Source organism: Paratractidigestivibacter sp., assembly GCF_963660155.1.
Taxonomy (GTDB): Bacteria; Actinomycetota; Coriobacteriia; order Coriobacteriales; family Atopobiaceae; genus Paratractidigestivibacter.
Map to the genome: position 1 here is coordinate 144,001 of NZ_CAVKWG010000017.1, position 25,651 is coordinate 169,651.

The window sequence follows — 25,651 nt, forward strand, 5'->3', positions numbered from 1 at the left end:
CTACTCCTCGTCTTCCGAGACGATCTTGCCGACCATCTCGTAGCAGAACGAATCGACGAGGTCGACCGTTACGACGTCGCCCACGGCCGCCTCGCCGCTCTGGATGTGTACGGCGCCGTCGCAGTCGGGCGCCTGGAACCACGCGTGCCCGATGAGCTCGACGCCGCCCTCGCCCTCCTCGACGCCGTCGATGATGACGCGCGTGCGCTCGCCGACGTGCTTGGCCGTGGCCGAGAAGCCGAGCTCCTCGACGAGGTCGATCAGGCGCTGCGTGCGCTCGAGCTTGGTGTCCTCGTCGACCTGCCCCTCCATCTCGGCGGCGGCGGTGCCGTCCTCCTGGGAGTACGCGAAGACGGAGGTGTAGTCGAACTCCTCGGCTTCGATGAAGTCGTAGAGCTCATCGGCCTCCTCGTCCGTCTCGCCGGGAAAACCTGCCATGCCGGTCGTGCGCAGGACCATGCCGGGGATCTCCTCGCGCAAGCGGCGGAAAAGGTCATGGAGCTGCTGCGGGTCGCCGGAGCGGTTCATGGCAGAGAGGACGCGCTCGGAGCAGTGCTGGATGGGGATGTCGATGTAGGGCAGTACCTCGGGGGTGTCGCGGATCGCGGCGATAAGCTCGTCGGTCATGCCCTCGGGCTGAAGGTAGAGCACGCGGACCCAGCCGTCATAGGGCCTTACGACCTCGGCCACGCGGGTGAGCAGCTTGGCCAGCGTCTCATCGCCCTTAAGGTCGCTGCCCCAGATGCCCGTGTCCTGGCCGATGAGCACTATTTCGCGGACGCCGCCGGCAAGAAGCGCCTCGACCTCGGAGCAGATCTCCTCCGCGCTCCGGCTGTAGTAGCGGCCGCGGATGTAGGGGATGGCGCAGAAGGTGCAGAAACGGTCGCAGCCCTCGGAGATCTTGACGAAGGCCGACGCCCCCTCCACTGTGCGCAGGGCCGAACCGCCCCCCTGAGCGCTAGCCTCTACGCCCAGTACTACAGATACGACGCTTACGATGTCGTCCTCGTCCTCGGCCTTGACGAAGGCCGCCACCTCGGGAAGCTGCTCGGGCAGCTCGTCGCCGTAGCGGGAAGGCACGCAGCCGCACATGACGATGGGCAGCTCGCGCACGCCCTCGGCGCGGCCTTCCGCGAGCTCGAGGGTAGCCTCGAGCGACTCCTCGGTGGCGGACGCCAAGAAGGAGCAAGTGTTCACGATGGCTATGTCGGCGTCGTCGACGTCGAGCGTCTCGCCGAACCCGGCGGCGTTGAGCAGCGCGCGCATGCGGTCGGTGTCGACCTCGTTCTTCGCACAGCCGAGGGTGACGTAGAGGACCTTGCGGCCCGAAGCGTTCTGAGGCATCTGAAAAGGTCCTATCGATAGTTCGTGTACTGTAGCGGCTGGCCGTAGTCGGACTGCTTAAGCTGGGCGATGACCTGTTGCAGGACGTCGCGGGAAGCCGATGAGACGCGCAGCTTGTCCCCCTCGACGGTCGGCTTGCACTTGAGCTTGAGGTCGCGGATGTCCTTGGCGATCTTCTTGGCGGTGTCCTGGTCGATGCCCTGGATGATGCGGCCCGACTGGCGTACGGTCATGCCGCTCGCGGCCTCTACCTTATCCCAGCGGACGGCGGAGAGGTCGATGCCGCGCTTGGCGAGCTTGGAGCCGAGGACATCGCGGACCTGGCCCGCGACGAACTCGGAGGGGGCCTCCAGCTTAAAGGAGCCGTCCTTCTTGGAGAGCTCCAGCGTTGCGCCCGTGCCCTTGAGGTCGTAGCGCTGCGTGAGCTCGCGGGCGGCTTGCTGGTAAGCGTTGTCGACTTCCTGCATCTCGACGGTGGAAACGACGTCGAAGCTGCATTCCTTGGCCATGGTGATACCCTCTCTCTGCGGCCGCGCCCCAAGCGCCGGCCTTACCCTTCGATTAATGGATGGCTTAGTAGCCCTCGGAATATGACTCGTCTGCGGATTGATCGTCGCCGGAGTCGGACTTGGAACCGTCGGCTGAGCCGTTCTCGCTCTGCTCGGTCGTCGTCTTAGGGGGCTTGGTCCCCTTGATGGAGAGCGAGCCCAAACCGGAGGCTTTCGAGGTGAACGAGACGGAGGCGCCGTTGTTCGTGACGCTCACCGAGGACGGGTCGCCGGCCTGGACGGTGATGCTGTCGGAAACCGTGTACTCGCGCTCCCACGGGCCCGTGATGGACTCGGCGATGTCGCTCACTCCGTCGCTTGTGATCTCGAGCCAGGTGTACGCGCCGGAGGCGACGCTCACCTTGACGACCGTCGGCGTGTAGGTCGAGGCGGAGGTGCCGGACGCCGAGGTGTCCGAGGAGGTCGTGGAGCTTGCGGAACCCGAAGACGACGTGCTCTTCGAAGTGTCCGAGGAGCCGGGCCCGTTCGAAGACGTGGGCACCGAGCTCGAGGTCGTCGTCGTCGAACCGCTGTTGGCGTCTGTCACCGAGACGGACTTTGCCACCGGGCTGTTGTTCGCGCGGGAGCTCACCGCGAACACAAGGATCGGGGTGATGACCACGGCGAGGATGAGGACGATGCCGAAGACAGCCCGCCGGGGATCAGAGAAGAAGCCTGCGCCCCGCCTGCGGCGAGAATCGCTCTGCCTGCCCTGCTGCCGGCCGCCGCGCGATGCGCTGCGGCCGGAGGAGCCGTTGCGGCGCGCGCTGGGCCGCTCCATGTTCGCGATGTTTCGGGACGACCTGCGCTCCGAGATGGTGCTCGAGCGCCCATAGAGGTTTGTCGTCTCGTCTAAGCGCATATCGTCGGTGTACTCTCGCGAAACGATGTTGCGGGCGCTCACGTCGTCGTGGCGGTACGTGCCGCGCCTCTCTTTGAACGTGCGGTCGGCGGCGCTCCCGTCCCGGCCGCGGCGCTGCTGCATATCGCGCCTGCGCCGGCGATCGGGCCGCGAGTCGCGGGAACCCTGATCGCGGCCGCGCCCCGCAGAGTCGCCGTTATAAGGGCGGCGCTGACGCATGCCGGAACGCGAGGCCGAGCCAAACGTCTTGTTTTCGTAGGCGCCGGCCGCCGACGGGCCGCTACCCGCGAGCGGCATGGAGTGCCTAGGGCGCGCGCTCGTGGTCGTGGCGAACGCGCCCATGTCTCCGGCCGGGCCGCCTGAGTCGGGGAGGAGCGCGTGGTACTCGCCATAGGCCTTCGGCTTGGAGCCCGGCTCGTTTGCCGCCTCATAGCCGCTCGCGACGCGGCCTGACTGCGCGTCGCGAGTACGGCGGCGCAGCTCATGCGAGCCGGAGCCGTTCACGTGCTCGTGGAGCTCTTCCTGGAAAAGGTCGGTGACCTGCCGCGGGTTGAGACCGAGGTAGCGCGCATAGGAGGAGAGCATGCCCTGGGCGTAGCCGCTCTGAGGCATCTTCTCGAAGTCGCCCTTCTCAAAGGCGATGAGGACGTCCTCGCGAAGCCTCAGGATTCTCGATGCTTGGGACGTCGTGAGGCCGAGCTGTTGCCTCCGGGTAAAGAGCATCTCGCTGAAACGCGGTCGCCTCATCTTCGCTAGACCTCCCTGTACTGCGCGTCTGCCAACTTAAGGTCCTCGAGGCCTTCCTTGTCGAGGAGCACCTCGCGGGGCTTGGAGCCGTTCGCGGGGCCCACGACGCCCTTGGCCTCGAGCATATCCATGATCCTGCCTGCTCTGGCATACCCAACGGAAAGGGCGCGCTGAAGGCTCGAGGTGCTTCCGAGCTGAGAATCCACGATGATTTTCGCCGCCTCCCAAACGAGCGGGTCGTCGTCCTTGGGCGCCTCGACGGCTCCGGCGGCACCGGGGGCGTTGGGCACGACTGCCGTGAGGATGTCCTCGTGGTAATCGGCCGTGACCTGCTCTTTGATGAACTTGACGGTCTCTTCGATCTCGGCGTCCGAGACCCAGCAGCCCTGGGCTCGGTTCGGCTTCTTGCCGCGGAGCTTGACGAGCATGTCGCCCTTGCCGAGCAGCTGCTCGGCGCCCTTCTGGTCGAGGATGATGCGGGAGTTCAGCGAGTTGTCGACCGAGAGCGCCACGCGGTTATCGATGTTCGCCCGGATGAGGCCCGTGACGACGTCGGCCGACGGGCGCTGCGTTGCCACGATGAGGTGGATGCCGGCGGCGCGTCCCAGCTGGGCGATACGTACGATGGAGCTCTCGACGTCCTTGCCCGCGACCATCATGAGGTCGGCCAACTCGTCGATGACGATAACGAAGTAGGGCATGTGCTTGGGCGGGTTCTCCATGCTGACGTACTTGTCGCCGTCCACGTTGCCGTTGTAGGTCTTGATGTCGCGCACTTTGTAGTGTTCGAAGACCTTGAGGCGGCGCTCCATCTCGGTCACACCCCACTGCAGGGCGCTCGCGGCCTGGCGCGGCTCGGTGACGACGGGAACGTAGAGGTGCGGCAGGCCTGCGTAGCCGGTGAACTCGACGCGCTTCGGGTCGACCATGATCAGTCGCACCTGCTCGGGCGTGGCACGCATGAGCATGCTCATGACGATGGCGTTTAGCAGCACGGACTTGCCCGAGCCTGTGGTGCCAGCGACCAGCAGGTGTGGCAGGCCCGCGAGGTCGACGACGATGGGCTTGCCCTCGGAGTCGCGGCCAAAGGCACACTCGAGCGGCCCGCCCGTGGCGTAGGGCAGGACGTCGGAGAGATAAACCGCCTGGGGCTTGTCGTTGGGGATCTCGATGCCGACGAGCGAGGTGCCGGGGATCGGCGCGAAGATGCGGACCGACTTAGCTGCGAGCGAAAGGGCGATGTCGTCTTCGAGGTTCACAATCTTGCTGACGCGCTCGCCCTCCCCCATCGAGATCTTGAAGGTAGTGACGGAGGGGCCGGCGATCCAGCCCTCGACGCGCGAGCTTAGGCCGAACTCCCTGAGCGTGCCCTGGAGCTTCTGGGCGGTGCCAGCGAGGTCGGAGTCGTCGGCATAGCTGACCGAGAAGGATGTGTTCTCTTTGAGAATAGAGAGGGGCGGCAGCTCATAGGACTCGTTGCCGTCGCCGGGCCGGCTGATCTCGGCCGGGGGCACCGGAATGGACGCCGCAGGCTGGCTAGCCTTGGCGGGGGCCTTCGAGCCGCCAGCGCCGGCCGCGGACGCGGACGCGAGGAAGTCGTGGAAGGCGCTGGCGGTCTTGTCGCCATCCCCCGCGGCCTGCACGACCTTCGACTTCTGGTTGCGGCGGGTCACCTTGCGGGTACGGGACTCGAGCAGAGTCTCGGCGGCGTGCTCCACATCGGAGAGGTCGTCGGCCTGCGCGAAATCGTCGGCGATACTGTTCGTCGAGGATTTGCGGGCAGAGACCCCGCGCTTGAGCACAGTGGTCTTGCGGTCGCCGAGAAACGCGGTCTTGCCCTCCCCTGTTTCGTCGAAGAGCGAGGGCTGAGCGGACTGCAAGGCCTTGGCCGCGGCCTTGGATGCGCGCTCGCTGGCGCGCTGCGTGGCGGCGAGCTGACGGCTCTTGGCTCGCTCGGCCAAGCGCTCCTGGCGGCGGGCCGCCACATCCTCGCGGGCGTCGTTCACGCGCTCGCCGACGCGCGAGACGGCGTCGGAGATCGAGAAACCGCAGATGACGACTCCCGCGGCGATGAGGCCGACAAGAAGCACGTTGCCGACGATGACGCCCACGAGCTTGGCCATCCAAAGGGCAACGAAACCGCCCACATAGCCTCCGGCATCCTCGACGATATAAGCCGAGAGCGCAAGCTCAGGGGCATCGCCGATGCCCGGTTGGTTGAGCGAGAGCATGGCGAGCACGGCCAGCACGATGAGCGCGAGACCAGCGGCGACGTGCCCCGAGAACGGCCCGTCCTTGCCCACGAAGAAGGTCGTGGAGAAGAGAAAAAGCGCCACGGGCACGAGGATAGCGCCTGCACCGAAGGAGACCTTGAGGGCATGGCCGACCGCGCTCGTCACGACGGCGCCCGAGGGCACGACGACCGAGATGAACATGGCGACGGCGATTACCGCCAAGACCACGCCGGCGATGTCGCGCTCGACGTCGGTGAGGGCCAACGCGGGTTGCTTGGACTGCGCCTGCTTGGACAAACGTCCCTTGCTGGGCTTTTTAGCTGCGTTTTTGCTGCGATTGGAGGGCATTCGCTAAACCTCCAGCACGACCGGGATGACCATCGGACGGGAATGGGTCTTGTTCCAGAGAAGGTTCGAGATCTGGTTGCGGACGTTTCTGCGGACGGCGTCGATGTTCACGCCCTCGGCGTGGGTGAGCTTCTCGACCTGCTGGCGGACGAGCGCCTGAGCCTCCTCGACGATAGCCGGGTCGCTCGCGAACGAGACGCCGCGGGCGTTGATCTCGATGGCCTTGACGGTGCCCTTACGGCCGGTTAGGGCAATCGTGCAGGTAACGACGCCCTCGTCGGCGAGCTTCTTTCGGTCTCGGATGACGACGGGGTCGGCCTCGGTCACGGTGCCGCCGTCGACGTAGACGACGCCGGATTCGACGGCGCGGCCGCGGCGGACGCGGTGGTCCACCATCTCGAGCGAGTCGCCGTTGTCGAGGATGAAGACGTTCTCCTCGTTCATGCCGAGGTCAAGGGCGAGCTTGGCATGGGCGCGCAGATGCTGGGCCTCGCCGTGGACAGGCATGAAGTAGCGCGGCTTGGCCATGGAGAGCATGAGCTTGAGCTCCTCCTGCGATCCGTGGCCCGAGACGTGGACGAGCGTCTGGCTCTTGTCGTAGATGGCGCACCCGATCTTGGAGAGCGAGTTGATGATTGCCTGGACGCTCTTCTCGTTGCCGGGAACGGGCGTGGCGGAGATGATCACGGTGTCCGAGGCGTTGATGGAGAGCGACTTGTGCTCGCCGTTGGCCATGCGGGCGAGCGCCGAGAGCGGCTCGCCCTGGGAGCCCGTGCACAGGACGACGACCTGGTCGGTGTCGAGCTTGTTGATGTCGAAGGCGTCGAGGATGTCGTCCTCGGCGATTTTGAGATAGCCGAGCTCGCGGGCGACCTTCGTGTTCGTCACCATGGAGCGGCCGGTCACGACGACCTTGCGGCCCACGGCCACGGCGGCGTCGCAGACCTGCTGCAGTCGGTGGATGTGGGAGGAGAAGCTCGCCACGAAAACGCGCCCGGGGGCGTTCTTGATGATGTGGCGCAGGTTCGGGCCGACAGCGGCCTCAGAGGGCGTGTAGCCAGGGCGGGTGGCGTTGGTGGAGTCGGAGAGCAGAAGGTCGATGCCGCTGCCGCCGAACTTGTTGATCGCCTGGTAGTTGGGATGGACGCCGTCGATAGGCGTGTTGTCGAGCTTGAAGTCGCCCGTGTGCATGACGGTGCCCGCGGGGGTCTGCATATAGACGCCCAGCGCGCCCGGGATGGAGTGCGTCATCGAGAAGAATGTGAGGTTGATGAGGCCGAGGTTGACGTTGGAGCCGTCGGTGACTTCGCGAAACTTCGGGCTCTTGATCTTGTGCTCGGCGAGCTTGCCCTCGATGAAGCCCAAGGTGAGCTTGCTCGAGTAGATGGGCACCTTCTTGGCGAGGTCCATGAGGAGATACGGCAGGGCGCCGGTGTGGTCCTCGTGGCCGTGGGTGACCACGATGCCGCGGAGTTTGTGCTCGTTTTCGAGAACGTAGGTGTAGTCCGGCAGGATGAGGTCGATACCGGGCATGTTGTCGTCGGGGAACATGAGGCCGGCGTCGATCAAGACCATGTCGTCGCCGTACTCGAAGGCGGTCATGTTCTTGCCGATGCCGTCCAGACCACCCAGCGGGATGATCTTGAGGGCAGTGTCCTTTTTGGCCATGTGCGGAAACAAATCCTTTCGTTTGGGTCTTTGTGCGGACGTGCAGTTCTATTTATGAGACGGCTGCGGGCTACCGCCAGCCGAACAATCCTAACCGTGCGCCGAAAACGCAGATTTCAATTGTAACCAGAATGTGGGCGGACTGCCAGAACAGCTCCGACATACATAAAAAGAGACCCCGCTTTCGCAGGGCCTCTCACATGGCGTTTATTCGCTTGTGCGACTAGGCATCGTGATGACGGCGCGGCTGGCGCTTCTCACCGCCGTTGTCGCCGGGGCGACGGCGGCGGCCGCGGCGCTCGCCGTCCGCGTGCCGACGACCTTCGTCCTCTCCGGAGAGCTTGCCGGAGCCGGCGGGAGCCTCGGGTTTGTCGATGCGGTCAAGGCTGATCTTGCCCTTCTCGTCGACCTCGAGGACGCGGACCTTGACCTCGTCGCCGATGTTCAGGACGTCCTCGACCTTGTCGACGCGGCCCTGGGCAACGCGGGAGATGTGAAGCAGGCCGTCCTTGCCGGGTAGGAGCTCGACGAAGGCGCCGAAGGGCTGGATGCCGACGACGCGGCCGGTGTACTCCTCGCCCACCTCGGGAACCTTGACGATGGCCTTGATGCGCTCGGCCGCGGCGTCGCCCGCACCGTTCACGCCGGCGATGAAGACGGTGCCGTCCTCCTGGATGTCGATGGTGGCGCCGGTGTCCTCCTGGATGCCACGGATGACCTTGCCGCCAGAGCCGATGACCTCGCGGATCTTGTCCGTGGGGATCTGCAGGCTGATGATCTGGGGCGCGCAGTCCTTGGGAGACTCGCGCGGGGCGCTGATCTGCTCGAGCATGGCGTCGAGGATGAACATGCGACCCTCGTGGGCCTGCATGAGGGCGGAGCGCAGGATCTCGGGCGTGAGGCCGGTGGCCTTATTGTCCATCTGCATGGCGGTGATGCCCTTGGTGGTGCCGGTCACCTTGAAGTCCATGTCGCCGAGGAAGTCCTCGAGGCCCTGGATGTCGGTGAGCACGACGGTCTTGCCATTCTCCTGGATGAGGCCCATGGCCACGCCGGAGACCGGGCGCTTAAGGGGCACGCCGGCATCCATAAGGGCCAGCGTGGAGCCGCAGGTGGAGCCCATGGAGGAGGAGCCGTTGGACTCCATGACCTCGGAGACCACGCGGACGGTGTAGGGGAAGTCCTCCTCGGAGGGGATCACCGGGAGAAGGGCACGCTCGGCGAGGTTGCCGTGGCCGATCTCACGACGCTTCGGGGAGCCCATGCGGCCGGTCTCGCCGGTGCAGAAGGGCGGGAAGTTGTAGTGGTGGATGTAGCGCTTGCCATCGACGGGCTCGATGGTGTCAAGGCGCTGCCACTCGTTGAGCATGCCCAGGGTGCAGATGGACAGCACCTGGGTCTGGCCGCGCTGGAACAGGCCGGAGCCGTGAACGCGGGGCAGGTAGTCGGGCTTGATCATCAGCGGGCGGACCTCGTTGGCGGCACGGCCGTCAACGCGCTCGCCGGTCTCGACGACCATGAGGCGCATGGCGTGCTTCTCGAGGGCCTTGAGCTCGACGGGGATCTCGCGGCCGTACTTGGCCTGCTCCTCCTCGGTGAACTCGTCCTTGATGGAGGCCTTGAGGGCCTCGACCTTGGCGATGCGGGAGAGCTTATCGGCGTCCTTGAGGGCGGAGTCCATCTCGTCGAAGTGGGCGAAGACGCGCTCGTGGACCTCGGGCGTGGGCTCGTCGAGAACGTACTCGCGCTGCTGGATGGGGCCGTTGACCTCCTCGACCTTGGCGAAGAACTTCTTCTGCTCCTCGCAGAAGGCGGCGATGGCTTCCTGGCCGAAGGCCATGGCGGCGAGCATGTCCTCCTCGGAGATCTCCTCGGCGCCGGCCTCGAGCATGGAGATGAAGCCCTCGGCGCCACCGAGCTCGAGGTCGAGGTCGGAGTTGTCGCGCTCCTCGTAGGTGGGGTTGACGATGAACTCGTGGGTGTTGCGGTCACGGCCGATTCGCACGCAGGCCAGCGGGCCCTCGAAGGGCACGCCGCCGACGGTCAGGGCGCTGGAGGCGGCCATGATGCAAATCGTGTCGACGGGGTTGATCTGGTCGGCCACAAGCGTGGTGGCGACGACCTGGACCTCGTTGCGGAAACCGGCCGGGAAGGACGGGCGCAGCGGGCGGTCGATCATGCGGGCGGTGAGGGTCGCCTTCTCGGAAGGACGGGCCTCACGCTTGAGGTAGCCGCCGGGGATGCGGCCCACGGCGTACATCTTCTCGATGAAGTCGACCGTCAGCGGGAAGAAGTCGTAGTCCTTGCGCTCCTTGGAGACCACGGCGGTCAGAAGCACCGTGGACTCGCCGCACTTGACGAGGCAGGCGCCGGTGGCCTGCTTGGCCAGCTCGCCGGTCTCGAGGATGTAGTGCTTGCCGTAGAGGTCGAACTCGTGAGTAACCTTTGCCATTTCTATTTCCCTTATCTCCGCCTGCCCCATTGCAGGCGGGCCATCTTGCGGGGCCAACCCCCGCGGTGTTTGCCGGGCCTGTCCCGGAAAACACAACAAGGGGCGCCCGTGGGCGCCCCCGTTTTTGCGTGTGTGTGACTTACTGGATGTTGTCGCGGATGCCGAGGCTCTTGATGAGGCTACGGTAGTTCTCGATGTCGTTCTTCTTGATGTAGGAAAGAAGACGACGACGCTTGCCGACGAGCATCAGCAGGCCACGACGGGTGTGGAAGTCCTTCTTGTGGGACTTCATGTGCTCGGTGAGCTCCTTGATGCGGGCGGTGAGAATGGCGACCTGAACCTCGGCGGAACCGGTGTCTGCCTCGTTCTTGCCGTACTTCTTGACGAGCTCGGCCTTCTGCTCCCTGGTGATCATACTTGATCCACCTTTCTGTGAATTCGCCCCGGACTGGGTTCGTCGCCGGTGGGTGGCGTGCGTCCAAGTGAGGGGTACCAACAAACCTTCGCTAGATTACCACATGTTGTTCACGGTTCACGGGAGGGACATAAACTCAACCGTTTGTAACCGAGCTGTTCGTGCCCCTCGCCTTATCTGCTCAGCGCTCGCTCCGCTCGCTCGCTTACGCGAAATCGCCGATAAGGCGAGGGACGCGAACAGCTCGGTTACAACGTTGGGGTAAAGCTGCTCGACCTGAATCGTGGCGACGGAGCCTGGGGTTGGGGCGGAGCCTTTCTCGACGGGCGATTTCGCGCAGCGAGCGAGCGAAGCGAGCGCTTGGCCCGTGAGGAAGGCGCAGCCCCAAACCCGGGATTTTGTTGCTGTGTTCCTCTCCCCTACTTTTACGAGAACGGTTTTGTGACGGAAAGGAGGTTTTGAGGGTAATGAAGAGCAAATAAGAAGAACTCTTGCTCAGCTTGCGGGTTTCGGGAGCCTGTGTCGGGGCCGGACCTGAGGTGGAGACGGAAATGTTTCCTCAAATCGAGGGTTTTGCGACGGTCGGTTTGGGGACGGAGCGCAAAACCCTCGAAAGCAGGAGGAAATCAGCCTGGTTTCGAGGGTTTTGCGTTCTGGGACTCGAGTAGAGGGCGCATAACCCTCAGTTTGAGGAGAATGACTGGTAGATGTGCTTAGGCACCGGAGCCGAGCTGCTGCTTGCAGGCGGCGAGGTCGGCCTTCTGGTCGTAGGGCATCTCGGGATTGTGCGGGTCGATTTTCTCGAGGACGGAGACGATGGCCTCGTAGGCCAGTTAGCGGGCAAACCACTTCTGGTCGGCGGGGATCACGTACCAGGGGGCGTGCTTTGACGTGGTGCCGCCGATGGCCTTCTCATAGGCCTTCTGGTAGTCGTCCCAAAGCTCGCGCTCTTTCATGTCGGAGGCGTAGAACTTCCAGTTCTTGGACTCGTCGATGCCGACCAGGAAGCGCTTGGCCTGCTCGTAGCGCTTCTTGAAGAAGTAGTCGGAATCCATGTCGATGCGGCGGGAGGGCATGTCGTAGCCCTTTTCTGCAGGTCGTGGACGCGCACGACGAGGACATCCTCGTAGTAGGAGCGGTTGAAGACGCCGAGGTGGCCGCGATTCGGCATGTGCATCATGACGCGCCACATGAAGCTGTGGCAGAGCTCCTCGTGGGAGGGTTGCTTGAAGCTGTGGACCATGCAGCCCTGCGGATTCACGCCGTTCGTGACGTGCTTAATCGTGGAGTCCTTGCCGACCTTGGCAGGCGTCGGGTAATCCGCGATTTTGAACTTTTCGTCGCCCGAGTACACGCAATCCTTAAGCTTCGTCTCTTTCTCTTTACCTTTGGAGTCAAAAAGCGGCTAGACCTCATCAACGCCCTATCCTTCCCGCCTGAAGCAAGCCACCGGTTCTGGCTCCGCCAAATCGAGAGTAAAGTTTGTGGGGCCGACGAAAGGACCACTCCGATCTGTTCATCCGTGATTTCGCGTAAGCGAGCTCTGAGCGAACGAGCGGGTCGGAGGGGTCCTTTCGTGGCGATGAGGCCGCCGCTAGTTAAATTTGACGACCTTTTGGGCGATTTTGTAGCCGCCGATGGTGATCTTTTCGCCGAGCTTACCAGGGAGGTTCGTGGCAAGGCCGATGACGCCGTGCTTGGCGCGACGGTACATGCGCGCGTCGTAGGCCTTGAGCTCGTCCCAGAGCTTCTGCAGCTCGTCCATGCCGTCCTCGCGGTCGCTCATCTTGGAGAAGACCGAGCAGATGGCCATGATGATGGTGAAGTAGTTCATCATGTAGCCGCGGAGCTGGACGCAGTCGATGTCGTCATAGACGTGATAAGCCTGCATCATGATCCGGGCGACGCGCCAGTAGTGGTCGACGCGGCTGGTCAGGACCTTCTCGTTGACGGACTGGTCCTCGCGGCCGATGTAGTAGCGATAGAGGTCGACGTCCAGGTAATACAGACTGTGGCACTTGGGGAACGGCACGTAGGCATAGATGTTGTCCACGTAGAAGGTGTGGGGCGGCATCTGGAGGTTGGCCGAGCGCAGGGTTTCGGTGCGATAGGTCAGGGCATGCATGAGCAGGTACTGGCTCACCTTGAAGTGACCCATCTCGGCCCACGCGAAGACGCGGCCAACCGGGAGCACCTTGCGGTAGTCCACAATGTTTCGGGTGTTGTCCTCGACGTGCTCGTACACGTAGTTAGTGAGGACCAGGTCGACCTTCTCGTCAATCTCGATGAAACGGCGCAGCTGAGCGAGAAGTGCCTTGAGCGCGTCGGCATCGGCCCAGTCGTCGGAGTCGATGTTCTTAAAGTAAACGCCGTCGGCGTTGGCCACGGCCTTCATGACGGCGACGCCGTGGCCGCCGTTCTCCTGGTGGACGGCCTTGATGTTGTTGGGGTAGCGCGCCTGCCATTCATCGGCCTTGGCCGGGGTCTCGTCCTTGGTGCTGCCGTCGTCTACGATGACGATCTGCACGTCATCTGCATAATCGGAACCCTCGAGGATGGACAGGATGCACTTGTCCATGTACTCGGCGGAGTTGTAGCACGGGATGCCGAACGAGATGGTTTTCTTTGCGCTGCTCACGTGTTTTCACGTCCTTATCGAGAAAAAGGGCGGGCCGCGACTCACGGCCCGCCCACTAGCGTGCGATTTTAATTAGTTGCGCTGGGCGATAAGCTCGTCGGAGAGGTCGAGGGCACTCGCCACGACGCCGTCCATGTCGTAGTAGCGGTACTCGGCGAGACGGCCGACGCAGTGGAAGTTGAGGGCGCCGGCGACGCGCTCGCGGTACTTCTTGTAGAGCTCGAGGTTCTGGTCCTCGAGAATGGCATAGTAAGGGGTCTCGCCGGAGCCGGGGGTGTAGGCCTTGGAGAACTCCTTCATGATGGTCGTCTTGCCGGGCACGACCTGGCCGGTCATGTTCTTGAACTCGGTGATACGGGTGAAGTCCTCGCTCGTGGTGTAGTTGACGGTGCCCACGGGCTGGAACTGATCCTCATCGAGGGTCTCGAAGACCATATCGAGCGTGCGGTACGGCAGCGCGCCCAGGTCGAGGCCAAAGAGCTCGTCGAGCGGGCCGGTGTAGATGACTTCACCGGCGTAGGGCTTGTTGCCCACCATGACGGCGCCGGAGGCCACCTTGAGGACGTCGCGCGCGTCGACCTCGGTGAAGACAGAGATCAGGTCGTGGTCGAGCATGTGCTCGAAGAGCTTGGTGTAGCCCTCGGCCGGCATGCCCTGGAACGGGGCGCCCGGGAAGTAGCGCTCGTCGTCGCCCACGAAGACCGGCACGCGGCCCGTGATGGAGGGGTCGATTTGGTCAGGCGTCTGGCCCCACTGCTTCATCGTGTAGTAAAGGAAGACGTTCTCGAAGACGTAATCGGCCACCTCGACGAGCTCGGGGTCGTTCTTCTCGCGAAGCTCCATAATGGGGACCTTCTTGTTCTCGCCGAAGGTCGCCACGAGCTTCTGGTAGAGGCGCTCGCCCTTCTCGTCGCCGAAGGCGAGCTTCAGGGACTTGTGGTTGAAGGGGACGGGCATGAGGGTGCCGTGGATGTTGGCGAGCACCTTGTGCTGGTAATCGGTCCAGTCGGTGAAGCGAGAGAGGAAGGAGTTCACCCGCTCGTTCACGGTGTGGTAGATGTGCGGGCCATACTTGTGGATAAGGATGCCGGCCTCGTCCTCATAGTCGTAAGCGTTGCCAGCGATGTGGTCGCGGCGCTCGAGGATGGCGACCTTGCAGCCGCACGACTCGGCGAGACGACGGGCGCAGACGCAGCCGGCATAGCCGCAGCCGACGACGAGGACATCGTAGGATTCGGGGTTGAAGCTCGCTCCCAGACCGCTCTGGATGTTCATGTGGTTCCTCTCAGGATGGTTGCAAAAGAGGCCGAAAGGCCGACGGCAAGAATACACTCACCTCTTGACATAATGTCCGGAAGATTTTAGCACCACAAATCTATAATGGGTGCCGCTTGGGCCTCGCTACCCGTTAACGAGCACAAATTGCGGGGTCAAGCGACGTAATGTAGAGCAGATTTTATGGAGGTAGAATCATGAGCGATTTTCTCGCCCGCATGAAGAAAGCCGCTAAGGCCGACAAGAAGACCATCGTCCTGCCCGAGGGCGAGGACCCGCGCACTATCGAGGCGGCGAAGAAGATCATCGAAGAGGACCTCGCGAACCTTGTCATCCTCGGCGACCCTGCCCAGATCGACGTTGCCGGCGCCACCGTCATCGATCCTGCCACCTCCGACAAGAAGGCAGCCTACGCAGAGAAGTTCGCCGAGCTTCGTGCCAAGAAAGGCGTGACCCTCGAGCAGGCCACCGAGCAGATGAACGATGCCACTTACTTTGGCACCATGATGGTCAAGATGGGCGACGCTGACGGCCTTGTCTCCGGCGCCTGCCACTCCACCGCAAACACCCTGCGCCCGGCCCTGCAGATCCTGAAGACCGCCCCGGGCACCAAGCTCGTCTCCGCGTTCTTCATCATGTGCACCAAGACCCCCGAGTTCGGCGAGGACGGCACGCTGATCTTTGCCGACAGCGGCCTGAACATCGATCCCACCGCCGAGGAGATGGCTGAGATCGCCATTTCCAGCGCCGCTTCCTTCAAGAACCTCGTTGGCGGCGAGCCGCGCGTGGCCATGCTGTCCTACTCTACCAAGGGCTCTGCCGGCGGCGACTCCGCCGCAAAGTCAAAGCAGGCCGCCGAGCTGGCCAAGCAGAGGGACCCCGAGATGGCCGTCGACGGCGAGCTTCAGCTTGACGCCGCCATCGTGCCTGAGGTCGCGGCCTCCAAGGCACCCGGCTCCGACGTTGCCGGCAAGGCCAACATCCTGATGTTCCCCGACCTCGCTGCCGGCAACATCGGCTATAAGCTGGTTCAGCGCTTTGGCGGCGCCGAGGCCTACGGCCCGCTGCTGCAAGGCATTGCCAAGCCCGTCAACGATCTCTCTCGCGGCTGCTCCGCCGACGACATCGTGGGCGTGGTTGCCATCACCGCCGCTCAGTGCCAGATCGCCGAGTAATAGGTGACATAGCGCCAGCTAGCAAAATCGCAGAGCAGGACAGAAAAGGGAGGCGCCCCGCAAGGGGGCGCCTCCCTTCTTGTGAATCTTGGCAAGAGACCTACGTGGTGGTGATGGTGCACACCGTGAAACCAAGTGTGCGTCGCAGGTAGTCAAGAATGCTCGTCAGGGCCGTCCGAACATTGGAGATACGGCCGGTGATGATGAGCGTGCCGCTAAAGCGGTCGATGAAACCCATGTCAACCTTGGCGGCCTTGTCCGCAACGTCGGCAGCGATGACAGCAATCTCTGAGGGGGTCATGGAGAGGATGCCGATGGCTGCTTGCTCGTAGTCGACGGTGGGGTCAAGGCCAAGCTTGGTGAAGATCACCTCGCTGGGGCTTGCCAGGATGTGGGCAAGCGTCACCTGCTTGCCGGGGACGTACTCCTGGATGACGCGAAGCTTGCCATCCTGCATGACGCCAATCTGATCGAGGTTTAGGTCCATGTCGCTGTGCTCCTATCCGAGCTAGACGAGCTTCTTCAGAATCTCGACGACCTGCTCCTCGGAAATCGGGCGCGGGTTCGTGGAGGTGGTGGGGTCGACAACGGCCTTAGCGGCAAGCTCGGGGATGCTTACACGGGCCTCGGCGGAATCGACGCCACACTGACGAAGTGTAGCAGGCTCGCCAACGGTGCGACAGAGCCGATCGACCTCGCGGATCATGTTAGAGGCGCCGATGCGAATGCTCGCGGAGCTGAATCCAAGGACCTTGGCCAGGTGGGCGTACTTCTGGGCGGCAACGGAGTACTCGCCGTTGCGGACGTTGCCGAGATCGGCGTTGAAGGCCATGACCGGCGCAAGTAACAGCTGGCAGGCGCGGCCGTGAGGCAGGTGGAAACGCGCGCCGACGGCGTGGGCGATGCCGTGGTTGACGCCCAGACCAGCGATGTTGAATGCAAGGCCGGCAAGCGTGGCGGCGTTGCTCATCTTCTCGCGGGCCTTGACGGCCTCGGGGGTGTCGCCGCCCCTGAAGGCGCTCGGCAGGTACTCGAAGATGAGCTGCACGGCCTTCTCGCACCAGGCGTCGGTGAAGTCACCGGCACCGGTGGAGACGTAGGCCTCGATGGCGTGGGTGAGGGCGTCCAGGCCCGTGTCGGCAGTGATCGCAGGCGGGACGGAAAGCGTCAGCTCGGGGTCGAGGATGGCCTCGGAGGCAAGCAGGTGGTCGCCGGAGAGTGGGTACTTGGCGCCCTTCTCCGGATTGGAGATGACGGCGTAGTTGGTGACCTCGGAGCCGGTGCCGGAGGTGGTGGGAATGGCCACCAGCGGGATGTCAGAGGCTTTGCTGCCCACGCTCTCCTGCGCAATGGTACGGATGGCCTTGGCGGAGTCGATCGAGGAGCCGCCACCAAGGGCAACGATGAACTCGGTGCCAAACTCGTGCAGGCACTTGACACCCTCGGAGACAACGTTGATCGGCGGGTCGGGAACGACCTTGTCGAAGATCTTCACCTCGCAATTGGTGAGGTGAGAGGCAACTTTGTCTGCGGTGCCGGAAGTTGTCATGAAGCTGTCCGTGACGACAAGGACGCGCTTGTTGGAAATGCTTGCAAGACGGTCCAGAGCGCCCTGGCCATAGTAAACGTCTGTCTTTACGCTCCAGCTCTGCATCGGATCACTCCTTGACGATTGAAGCAAGCGTACACATCTTGCTGGTATTTTCGTCTTATCCCCCAAGGGGTTGTGAGCACTACCTTGTTTGCTCAATGCACTTTTTGGGCAACCGATGACCCAAAAACAGCTAGAGGGCACGCGCGTCGAGAAGGACGACGGATCCGTCCTCAAGACGAGCCTCGCATGCATAGCCGAAGCAGGGGGCGACGTGCCAGGAGTAATAGTCACGCGAGGGACGTGCGAAGGCGCCCATCAAAGACATGATGGTCCCCCCGTGGGCAACTATGACCACCTGCCTCTCCCCCGCCTCCCGGGCGTCTCTAAGAACGTCTTCGAATGCCTCGCAGGTACGAATGGAAAACTGAGCCTTGGACTCCCCGTTAGGACAGGCGGGCTCGCACTGGGCGTCGACCCAGGCGCGGTAGGCAACATCACGCTCCATGTCGGCCGCGCTTCTGTTCTCAAAGTCGCCGAAGTCCATCTCGCGCAGGCCCTCGACATCCACAAGACGAGCATTGCCAAAGAGAAGCCCCGCGGTCTGGCGCGCGCGGATCATGGGGCTGGTGTAGACAACCTCTGGCATCGAGAGGCCCGCCGATTCCATGCGCACCTCAAGCGCGCCCGCGCGAGCCCGCGCCTCGGCAATCCCCTGGGCGCAAAGAGGCTGGTCCGTCCTTCCGCCAACGTAGGCATGACGAAGGTTTCCCTCACAAAAGGAGTGTCTGAGCAGCGCGACTTTCATCTCAACGGCCACGGCAGGGCTCGCCTTTGAGCCAGGTGGGGATGCCACACACCATGCGAACAACGGCGTCCGCGCTGGCGGCAAGCTCGCAGCACATCCGGCCGCACGTCTCTCGCCACACGCGCTCGCAGGGGTCGATCGGAACAACGCCGGAGCCCATCTCGACGAAGGTCACAACGTCCTTCTCGGCAAGTTGGCAGACGAGCTTACTCAGGGACTGCGGGTCGTTTGCGCCGCGGACAAGCTCCTGGGCATCGGCTACGACGGGCCTTTGGTCAACGAAGGCGTCGGTAATGTCAGAGTCGGCATAGCCCAACGAGCGCACGAAGGTCCGCTTTCCGCTGGCCAGCCCACCAATCACCAAGATCACCAGAGCGTCACCCCCATCTGCGACAGGTGCGCTGAAAGCACGAGGCAACCAAGCATGAGAAGCTCTGCCACCTGCAAAAACCAGCCGGCAAGGTCGCCGCTCATGCCACCGAACTGCTCAAATGACAGTCGCCACAGGGCCATGAAGGTCAAAAGAGCCGAGAAGGCCATGAAGACTCCTGCCAGGGCGTTGAACCACAGCAGAAGGGCAATCGACACAAGCAGCACGACGACAAGGACGCCGATGGCGCGCCCCTTGCTGTCCGAGGAGCCCTCCATCGAGAGCATGCCCTTCGAGGAGCTTTTGGGAAAGGACAAGGTAGACAGGCCCGAAAGGCAGCGAGAGATCACCGGCACCAGGACGATGGGCACCGCCATTGAAACCGTAAGGCCACTCGTTAGCCCCACCTGCGCAAGGTCGCACGCAAGGCCAAAGTAGACCAGCAGATAGGTGACCACGCCGATGACGGCGAAGGCGCCCACATGGGGGTCCTTGAGAATCTCGCGCTTGCGCTCGGCCTCGGCGTGGCTGGAGAGCGCGTCATGGACGTCACAGTAGCCGTCAAGGTGGATGCCGCCCGTCACGATCACCGGCAGGGCCAGAAGACCCGCCGCCACAAGGGGCGCCGTCAGCCCAAGGGCGTGCGCCATCTGGGCCCACAGACACAGAAGCGCGCCCTCAACCGCACCTACCAGAGGGAAGAAGCACATGAGGTAGCGCATGCTGTTCTCCTCCCATCTAACCTGCGGCATCGGAATCTTGGAAAACAGAGAGAAAGACATGACCATGGAGCGAAGCACGCTCATTAAAGCTCCCATGCGAAGGTCCCTTCCGGCCTCTTGAGGGCCACCGGGCATCCGACCACAACCTCATAGACCACGTCAAAGCAGGCGGCAAGACGGCAGTTGACGGCGCCAAGCGCACGCATGTAGACGTTCGTCTCGCAGGGATAGGATATGCCGTCGGAGCCTATCTCGTTTGCCACGACCACGGCATTTGCGCATTGCAGCGAGAGCGCCTCGATGCCCGAGAAGACGGCATCGGCAAGCTCGCCAACGGTTTCGGGGAGCGTCTCGCCCTTCTCGCCGGAGCCAAACTGGACGTTTGCCACGACGTTTCCCACGCACTCGACGAGCAGCGTGCCGTCAGAGACAGAAACGCCCGCTGCAGCCGCGAGGTCAAGCGCTTCGTAGCCCCCGTAGCACTCCACGGTGAGAAAGTCGCGCTCGCGGCGAAGCTCGCGATGGCGCGCAATGCGTCTCTCGCCGTCCTCGCCAAAGGGTTGCATCGTTGCAAAGTAGATATGCGGCTTTGAGAGTGAACATGCGACCTTCTCGGCAAACGCGGACTTTCCGCTGGAAGATCCCCCTGTGACAAGAATTTTCACACGAGTTCCTCGTCGTAGGCGTCCATGCCAGTCGCGTCAAAGGTGGTGCCCCGGTAGAGCATGAGCGTCATGTCAAGAAGCGGCAGCAGACAGACGGCGCCCGTTCCCTCACCTAGCCTCATTCCGGCATAGATCACAGGATCCAAGCCAAGCTCGTCCATGGCCATGCGAGACGCGGGCTCGGCAGAAAGGTGGCTTGCCAACATAAACTGATGACTGGCGGGGCACAGCCTTGTGGCGACAAGTGCCGCTACCTGGCTCACAAAGCCGTCGACGACAACGGGTACACCCTCGAGGGCGCCCCCGATGAATGTGCCGGCCATGCCGGCGATGTCGAGCCCGCCGACCTTTGACAAAACGTCTAGCACGTCAGACGCATCAGGTCGGTTGACCTGGATGGCCTGGCGAATTGCCTTGACCTTGCGTGAGAGGCCCTCGTCCGAAAGTCCTGCTCCCTTGCCGGTTACGACCTGTGGATCTACACCCATGAGCACGGAGGCGATGGCCGATGAGGACGTCGTGTTGCCGATGCCCATCTCGCCGGTGAGGATGATTTTGTAGCCCTGGCCAACAAGGTCATGAACGACGTCGATTCCAGCTTGGATGGCGGCTCGCGCCTGATCGAGCGACATCGCGGGCCCCTTGGTCATGTCATTGGTGCCTCGCATGACATTCTTATCGAGAATACCCTTCACAGGAGAGGCGATGCCAACATCAACCGGCACGACGTCGGCGCGAGCGGGCTTTGCCATCTGGCAGACGCTTGAGCGGTTGCGCACCATGTTGGCCGCGACAAACCCCGTGACCTCCTGGCCCGTTTGGGTTACGCCCTGGGCGACAACGCCGTTGTCGGCGCACATCGCGACGACGGCTCTGCGAGAGATGTCGATGTCCTCAGAGCCGGTGATGCCGGCGATCCTCACGACATCGTCCTCAAGGACGCCGAGGCTGCCGATGGGCTTGGCAATGGAGTTCCACTGGGCCACGGCACGTTGCGCCGCAGCCTCGTCGTAGGGCTTGATTCGTTGGTTGAGATCGCAGAAGTCCATGCCCTTCTCCCCTAGTAAGCGCTTCCCGAAAACTCTACTCATCCTAAACCACCCAATGTGGCCTTGGGTATAAATCCTTGTCGCGTGCGGTCACATGGGGCCCAACGAATAGCGGCCCTCCCACCCGGAAGGGCCGTCCCATACGAGCGCTAAGTCGCGAGAAGATCCTAGAGGGTCTTGCCGCTGGCGATGGCCACGACGTCGTTGACGATCATGAGCTCCTCGTTGGTGGGGATGACCATGACCTGGACGCGGGAGCCGGGCTTGGAGATGACGGTATCCTTGCCGCGGGCACCGGCGTTGACCTCGGAGTCAAAGTCCACACCGAGAAACTCGAGGCCCTTGCAGGCCGCCTCGCGAACACGACCGTCGTTCTCGCCGACGCCGGCGGTGAAGACGATGGCGTCGACGCCACCCATGGCAGCGGCGTAAGCACCGATGAGCTTCTTGACGCCATATGCGAACATGTCCAGGGCAAGCTGACAGTCGGCGTTGCCCCTGTCGGCCTCGGCCTCGATGTCGCGGAAGTCGCTGGAGACGCCGGAGACGGCAAGCACGCCGGACTTCTTGTTGAGGATGGAGTTGGCGTCGGAGGCGGACAGGTTGTGCTTGTTCATCAGGTGGGTGACGATGAACGGATCGATGTCGCCGCAGCGGGTGCCCATGGGAAGGCCAGCGCCGGGGGTGAAACCCATGGAGGTGTCCACGGACTTGCCGCCGTCGACGGCGGTGACGGAGGAGCCGTTGCCAAGGTGGCAGGTGACGATCTTGAGATCGGAGAGCGGTTTGCCCATCATCTCGGCGGCACGGGCGGCCACGAAGCGGTGAGAGGTGCCGTGGAAGCCGTAACGACGGATGCGGTCGTTCTTGACGTACTCGGCGGGCACGGCGTAGGAGTAGGCCTCGGCCGGCATGGTCTGGTGGAAAGAGGTGTCAAATGCGGCGACCTGCGGCTTGTCGGCACCCATGAGCTCCTGACAGATCTTGATGCAGGTGACCTCGGGGCCGTTGTGCAGCGGGGCAAGCTCGATGAGGCTCTCTATCTCGGCCATGGTCTCGTCGGTCACGAGGACAGAGGACTTGAAGGAGCCGCCGTGGGCCACACGGTGACCACAGGCATCGATTCTGGCGAGGCTGGAGACGACACCCTCTTCAGGAGAGGTGAGGCTGGCGAAGGCGGCCTCGATGGCTTCCTTGTGGGTAGGCATGGGTGCCTCGTGGTAATAGGTGTCGCCGCCACGCTTGGCAATGAGGTGACCGTCGATTCCGATGCGCTCGCACAGGCCCTTGGCAAGAACCTCAGTGGTATCGGAGTCGATGAGCTGGTACTTAAGCGAAGAGCTGCCTGCGTTAACGGCAAGAACCTTCATTGGCGTCTCTTTCTAAACTTTAGACAATACTTGTGAACTATCAAAAGGCGACGCTAGTCCCCATTGAACTCACGCGCCGCCTTATCAGCATGATACTTAGCCCAGCTGTATCTGTTGGCCTCGGCGCCCACCTTGTTGACCTCACCATATTTATCGGACTTCACGAGCCTGGGAGCCTCGGCGGCCTCCTCGGTCTCCCAAGGAAGGACGTCGCCTGGCTCCTTGAGGTACTCGAGGAGCTGCCACAAGCCCTCGCCGGTGTAGGAGCTAACGGGAAAGATCCTGTATACGCCGGCCACCTTGAGCCATTCGGTCGCACGGACGACGTTTGCATCTGGCGAGTCAGTCTTTGTGACGATGCCGATGACCGGTCGGTTGCACATGGTGGCCACGCCAGGACGGAAGCGATAGGTCTGCTCGGTGGCGCTCATGACCAGGCCGACGACCTCAGCCTCGTAGGTGTAAAGCGACATGGCCTTCGAAAGGGCCCTCTCGCTCCACTCCCCCGGCGTGTCAATGACAACGTCCTCGTGATAGGCATACTGGGTCTTCCTGTAATCGATGACCCCACCACGAAGGGCCTGGATGAGGGTGGTCTTTCCAGACTCGCTACGCCCCATGAGCGCGATCTTCTTCACGAGTTGCATCTCCAAGCAAAACGAAGGTTCACATGACAAGAGCGCACAACGTCCGCGCCCCCTCAAAATAGCCGGCTATACGCTGACCTAGGCCTTCTCGTCAGATTCTTCATCTGAGCCAGCGCCGGCCTCGGCATCCTTGCGCGCGTGTTCTTCGGTCCAGCTGTACCTGCGCGCACCAGCGCCCACTTTACCGATCTCTCCGTACTTGTCCGAGAGGACAAGGCGCGGTCTGTTGGCCTCCTCCTCGTTCTTAAAGGGAAGCACGTCGCCGGGTTCCTTCAGATAGTTGAGAACTTGCCAGATGCCCTGACCAGAGTAGGCGCTCACCGGGAAAATCTCCTTGCAGCCAGCGAGCTCCAGCCAGTGGGTGCAGCGAGGCACGTTGGCATCAGGAGAGTCAATCTTTGTGATAATGCCAATGACCGGGCGGTTGCAGGCGCTGGTGACAGCCGGCGGATACAACGAGAAAGGCTCGGTTGCATTGATCAGAAGGCCAACACAGTCGGCCTCGTACGTGTAAAGAGCAAGGGCGCGGGCAAGCGTGCTGGTCTCCGCGTATTCGCCAGGAGAATCGATGACGACGTTTCCGTAGCCCATGTACTGGGTCTTCTTGTAGTCAAGGACGCCACCATTAAGAGCCTGGGTGAGCGTTGTCTTGCCTGCTTCGCTACGCCCAACAAGCAAAATCTTCTTCATCTACACCGCGACCCGTCTATTTAGGTACGGGTGATCTCGCACACCGTGAAGCCAAGGCGCGTCTGGAGGTAGATGAGGATGCTCTTGATGGCGGACTGGACGTTGGAGATGCGACCAGTGATGATGAGCGTGCCGCTGAAGCGGTCGATAAAACCCATCTCGATCTTGGAGGACTTGTTGGCAACGTCTGCGGCGATGACGGCAATCTCGGAAGGCGTCATGGAAAGGATGCCGATGGCGGCCTGGTCGTAGTCCACCGTGGGGTCAAGGCCCAGCTTGTTGAAGATAATCTCATCGGGACTGGCGATGACATGGGCAAGGGTAACCTGCTTGCCCGGGACGGACTCCTGGATGATGCGGAGCTTGCCGTCCTGCATCACGCCAATGTCGTTGAGGTTGAGGCCCTCAGACATAAAAACCCTCCTTAACTAGCGGCTAAATTAAACGATAGGTTCAAAGGACTGCAAAAATTTATCGTATATGTGCCACTAAATCGGGATGCGGAGTCGCGATAGCACACGTGCTCATGATCAGCTTGGGGTCATCGCACTTGGCAATGCAAGCGGCGATGGCGGTGTTGACGGCGGCAATCTCACCCGTGAAGTTCACGTAGCCCTTGCCGCCGATCCCCTGTGCAATTCGGATGCTCATGAGGTCGATGCGGCCGGCTTTGACGAGATGGTCCGCGATGAGAATCGCACCAAGGCCAGTGCGGGTCTCGACGCAGCCAAGAGACTTAACCTTGACGTCACGAGAAGCCTGCTTGAGTGCGTCGGCGACGGAGTCAGCGAGGTGGTTGATGGCACGGCACAAAATGGCCTTCTTGGAGGCGGTGCGCTCGGCAGCGGCGCAGGCGGTTGCCACCGATCCGACGTTACCTGCGATAACAACAAGATACTTGCCGGGACATGAGGGCGCTGCGCGGAGAAGTTCAACGTTGGCGGCCTTGAGCATGGCATCGACGGTCTCGTAACCGACGGGGATGCTGGTGAGCTCGATCAGGCCAATTGAAACGCTCATGGTAGATGCCCTTCATTGGAAATGGACGACCGGTGGGCAAGCCCATCGGTCGCCCATAAGCGCTTGCTGGTAAGGACTAGCCGACGATGATACCGCCGAGAGGGGCGCCAAGGGCGGCACCGATGAGGTGCACGATGCAGGCGAGAATCCAGATGGTGGTCGCAGGCGGGTCGATGTGAGAGTCGACCTTGGTGTTGAGGGTGCAAGCGGCAAAGTCGCCAACGAGGGCGGCAATGACGGCGAACAGGGTGCCGAAGCAGATGCCGCCGACGGTGCCGAAAGCGGTCACGCCGATGACAGAGGCGTAGGCGCCGATGAGCGTCATGTGGTGCGTGGAGGGCACGGCGAAGCCGGTCTGGGTGAAGACCAGGGTCACGGCAGAGAAGCCGAAGCAGATGAACGGCCACATGCTCAGAGCGGTGATGTTACCAGCCTCGTAGAAGATGGCGGCAAAGGCGGAGACGGCGATGCCGACGCCAAGGCCAAGCATGAGGTTGGTTGTGAAGGCGCCACCCTGGGAGACGTAGTTGTGCTTCTCGCCCTCGAAGGCGCCGGTCAGGCCGGACTTGCCAAAGACGAGACGGCAGAACACGCCGATGATAAAGACGCAGGTGCCAGGCCCATCGGTGATGGTGCCGAAGACGGGAATCATGCCGATGATCTGGAGAAGCAGAGCGCCCACGAGGCCGAAGATGCCGCCGACGAGGATGACGTCGGCGGAGCCGAGGCCAAACAGGGCGGCGCAGATGTCAGCGCCGGAGTCGAGTTTCTTCTTGCTGCCTGCGTAAGCAGCAGCGGCGACGCCACCAGCGAAGGCGGTGTGCGGACCGATAAAGGAAGCAAAAGCGATCTGGAGCAGGGAGACATCAGCGCTGACGCCAGCAGCCTGCAGTATGCCACCGATCAGGGCGAAGAGGCCCGTCATGATGAAGGCAGGCAGAGCGCCCATGTAGGCACCCAGCACGCCGCCACCGAAGCCGGCGATGATAGGAAGAATTTCCATTTCTTTCTCC

General features: G+C 62.7%; 24 protein-coding genes and 1 pseudogene. 1 reads left to right on the plus strand and 24 read right to left on the minus strand.

Annotated elements, in window-relative coordinates; genetic code table 11:
• From rimO to glf, 11 genes and pseudogenes are all read right to left on the minus strand, one after another.
• Entirely contained in the window at positions 1–1,344 is a 1,344-nt protein-coding gene (gene rimO / locus U5709_RS02970; RefSeq protein ID WP_321970728.1) for a 30S ribosomal protein S12 methylthiotransferase RimO, read from the minus strand.
• A gap of 11 nt (positions 1,345–1,355) precedes the next feature.
• On the minus strand, positions 1,356–1,853 hold the full coding sequence (locus tag U5709_RS02975) for a YajQ family cyclic di-GMP-binding protein (protein ID WP_321970729.1): 498 nt from the start codon (positions 1,851–1,853) through the stop codon (positions 1,356–1,358).
• A gap of 64 nt (positions 1,854–1,917) precedes the next feature.
• On the minus strand, positions 1,918–3,501 hold the full coding sequence (locus U5709_RS02980) for a helix-turn-helix transcriptional regulator (RefSeq protein WP_321970730.1): 1,584 nt from the start codon (positions 3,499–3,501) through the stop codon (positions 1,918–1,920).
• Positions 3,502–3,506: 5 nt separating this feature from the next.
• On the minus strand, positions 3,507–6,083 hold the full coding sequence (locus U5709_RS02985; RefSeq protein ID WP_321970731.1) for a DNA translocase FtsK: 2,577 nt from the start codon (positions 6,081–6,083) through the stop codon (positions 3,507–3,509).
• 3 nt (positions 6,084–6,086) lie between these two features.
• Complete coding sequence (locus tag U5709_RS02990) at positions 6,087–7,751, minus strand: ribonuclease J (protein WP_321970732.1); 1,665 nt, start codon at positions 7,749–7,751, stop codon at positions 6,087–6,089.
• Between the two features lie 223 nt (positions 7,752–7,974).
• A complete protein-coding gene (locus U5709_RS02995) occupies positions 7,975–10,203 on the minus strand; it encodes a polyribonucleotide nucleotidyltransferase (protein WP_321972723.1) in 2,229 nt (742 codons plus the stop codon).
• A gap of 139 nt (positions 10,204–10,342) precedes the next feature.
• Positions 10,343–10,618: a 30S ribosomal protein S15 gene (gene rpsO / locus U5709_RS03000; protein WP_321970734.1), complete on the minus strand. Its 276-nt coding sequence runs from the start codon at positions 10,616–10,618 to the stop codon at positions 10,343–10,345.
• An 833-nt stretch (positions 10,619–11,451) separates the two neighbouring features.
• Positions 11,452–11,694, minus strand: a complete 243-nt coding sequence (locus U5709_RS03005; protein ID WP_321972724.1) for a hypothetical protein — start codon at positions 11,692–11,694, stop codon at positions 11,452–11,454.
• Between the two features lie 20 nt (positions 11,695–11,714).
• Positions 11,715–11,972: pseudogene (locus tag U5709_RS10650) on the minus strand (hypothetical protein); the annotation flags it as partial.
• A 240-nt stretch (positions 11,973–12,212) separates the two neighbouring features.
• Entirely contained in the window at positions 12,213–13,256 is a 1,044-nt protein-coding gene (locus U5709_RS03010) for a glycosyltransferase family 2 protein (RefSeq protein WP_321972725.1), read from the minus strand.
• Positions 13,257–13,328: 72 nt separating this feature from the next.
• Positions 13,329–14,531: a UDP-galactopyranose mutase gene (glf, locus tag U5709_RS03015; RefSeq protein WP_321970738.1), complete on the minus strand. Its 1,203-nt coding sequence runs from the start codon at positions 14,529–14,531 to the stop codon at positions 13,329–13,331.
• A gap of 197 nt (positions 14,532–14,728) precedes the next feature.
• Here glf and pta point away from each other — a divergent pair, with 197 nt between their 5' ends.
• The gene (gene pta, locus U5709_RS03020) at positions 14,729–15,706 is read left to right on the plus strand and encodes a phosphate acetyltransferase (RefSeq protein WP_321972726.1); all 978 of its coding nucleotides are present in this window, start codon (positions 14,729–14,731) and stop codon (positions 15,704–15,706) included.
• A gap of 100 nt (positions 15,707–15,806) precedes the next feature.
• On the opposite strand, the gene U5709_RS03025 is transcribed toward pta, so the two are convergent.
• The 13 genes from U5709_RS03025 to U5709_RS03085 form a co-directional block, all read right to left on the minus strand.
• Positions 15,807–16,163 (minus strand): BMC domain-containing protein, encoded by a 357-nt coding sequence (locus U5709_RS03025; RefSeq protein WP_415860345.1) that lies wholly within the window; start codon positions 16,161–16,163, stop codon positions 15,807–15,809.
• Between the two features lie 51 nt (positions 16,164–16,214).
• A complete protein-coding gene (locus tag U5709_RS03030; RefSeq protein WP_321972728.1) occupies positions 16,215–17,360 on the minus strand; it encodes a 1-propanol dehydrogenase PduQ in 1,146 nt (381 codons plus the stop codon).
• Positions 17,361–17,490: 130 nt separating this feature from the next.
• Positions 17,491–18,105, minus strand: coding sequence for a histidine phosphatase family protein (locus U5709_RS03035; RefSeq protein WP_321972816.1), 615 nt, complete (start codon positions 18,103–18,105; stop codon positions 17,491–17,493).
• Position 18,106: 1 nt separating this feature from the next.
• Positions 18,107–18,475: a bifunctional adenosylcobinamide kinase/adenosylcobinamide-phosphate guanylyltransferase gene (locus U5709_RS03040; RefSeq protein ID WP_321972729.1), complete on the minus strand. Its 369-nt coding sequence runs from the start codon at positions 18,473–18,475 to the stop codon at positions 18,107–18,109.
• On the minus strand, positions 18,472–19,293 hold the full coding sequence (locus U5709_RS03045) for an adenosylcobinamide-GDP ribazoletransferase (RefSeq protein WP_321972730.1): 822 nt from the start codon (positions 19,291–19,293) through the stop codon (positions 18,472–18,474). Before U5709_RS03045 ends, U5709_RS03040 begins: the two co-directional genes overlap by 4 nt.
• The gene (locus U5709_RS03050) at positions 19,281–19,862 is read right to left on the minus strand and encodes a bifunctional adenosylcobinamide kinase/adenosylcobinamide-phosphate guanylyltransferase (protein WP_321972731.1); all 582 of its coding nucleotides are present in this window, start codon (positions 19,860–19,862) and stop codon (positions 19,281–19,283) included. The genes U5709_RS03045 and U5709_RS03050 overlap by 13 nt, the downstream gene beginning before the upstream one ends.
• Positions 19,859–20,911, minus strand: coding sequence for a nicotinate-nucleotide--dimethylbenzimidazole phosphoribosyltransferase (gene cobT / locus U5709_RS03055; RefSeq protein WP_321972732.1), 1,053 nt, complete (start codon positions 20,909–20,911; stop codon positions 19,859–19,861). Before cobT ends, U5709_RS03050 begins: the two co-directional genes overlap by 4 nt.
• A 167-nt stretch (positions 20,912–21,078) precedes the next feature.
• Complete coding sequence (locus tag U5709_RS03060; RefSeq protein WP_321972733.1) at positions 21,079–22,281, minus strand: acetate kinase; 1,203 nt, start codon at positions 22,279–22,281, stop codon at positions 21,079–21,081.
• Positions 22,282–22,334: 53 nt separating this feature from the next.
• Complete coding sequence (locus U5709_RS03065) at positions 22,335–22,928, minus strand: EutP/PduV family microcompartment system protein (RefSeq protein WP_321972734.1); 594 nt, start codon at positions 22,926–22,928, stop codon at positions 22,335–22,337.
• A gap of 78 nt (positions 22,929–23,006) precedes the next feature.
• Positions 23,007–23,618: a EutP/PduV family microcompartment system protein gene (locus U5709_RS03070; protein ID WP_321972735.1), complete on the minus strand. Its 612-nt coding sequence runs from the start codon at positions 23,616–23,618 to the stop codon at positions 23,007–23,009.
• Positions 23,619–23,638: 20 nt separating this feature from the next.
• Complete coding sequence (locus tag U5709_RS03075; protein WP_415860346.1) at positions 23,639–23,995, minus strand: BMC domain-containing protein; 357 nt, start codon at positions 23,993–23,995, stop codon at positions 23,639–23,641.
• Between the two features lie 94 nt (positions 23,996–24,089).
• The gene (locus U5709_RS03080; RefSeq protein ID WP_321972737.1) at positions 24,090–24,638 is read right to left on the minus strand and encodes a BMC domain-containing protein; all 549 of its coding nucleotides are present in this window, start codon (positions 24,636–24,638) and stop codon (positions 24,090–24,092) included.
• A 76-nt stretch (positions 24,639–24,714) separates the two neighbouring features.
• A complete protein-coding gene (locus U5709_RS03085) occupies positions 24,715–25,641 on the minus strand; it encodes a hypothetical protein (protein ID WP_321972738.1) in 927 nt (308 codons plus the stop codon).
• Between the last annotated feature and the right edge of the window lie 10 nt (positions 25,642–25,651).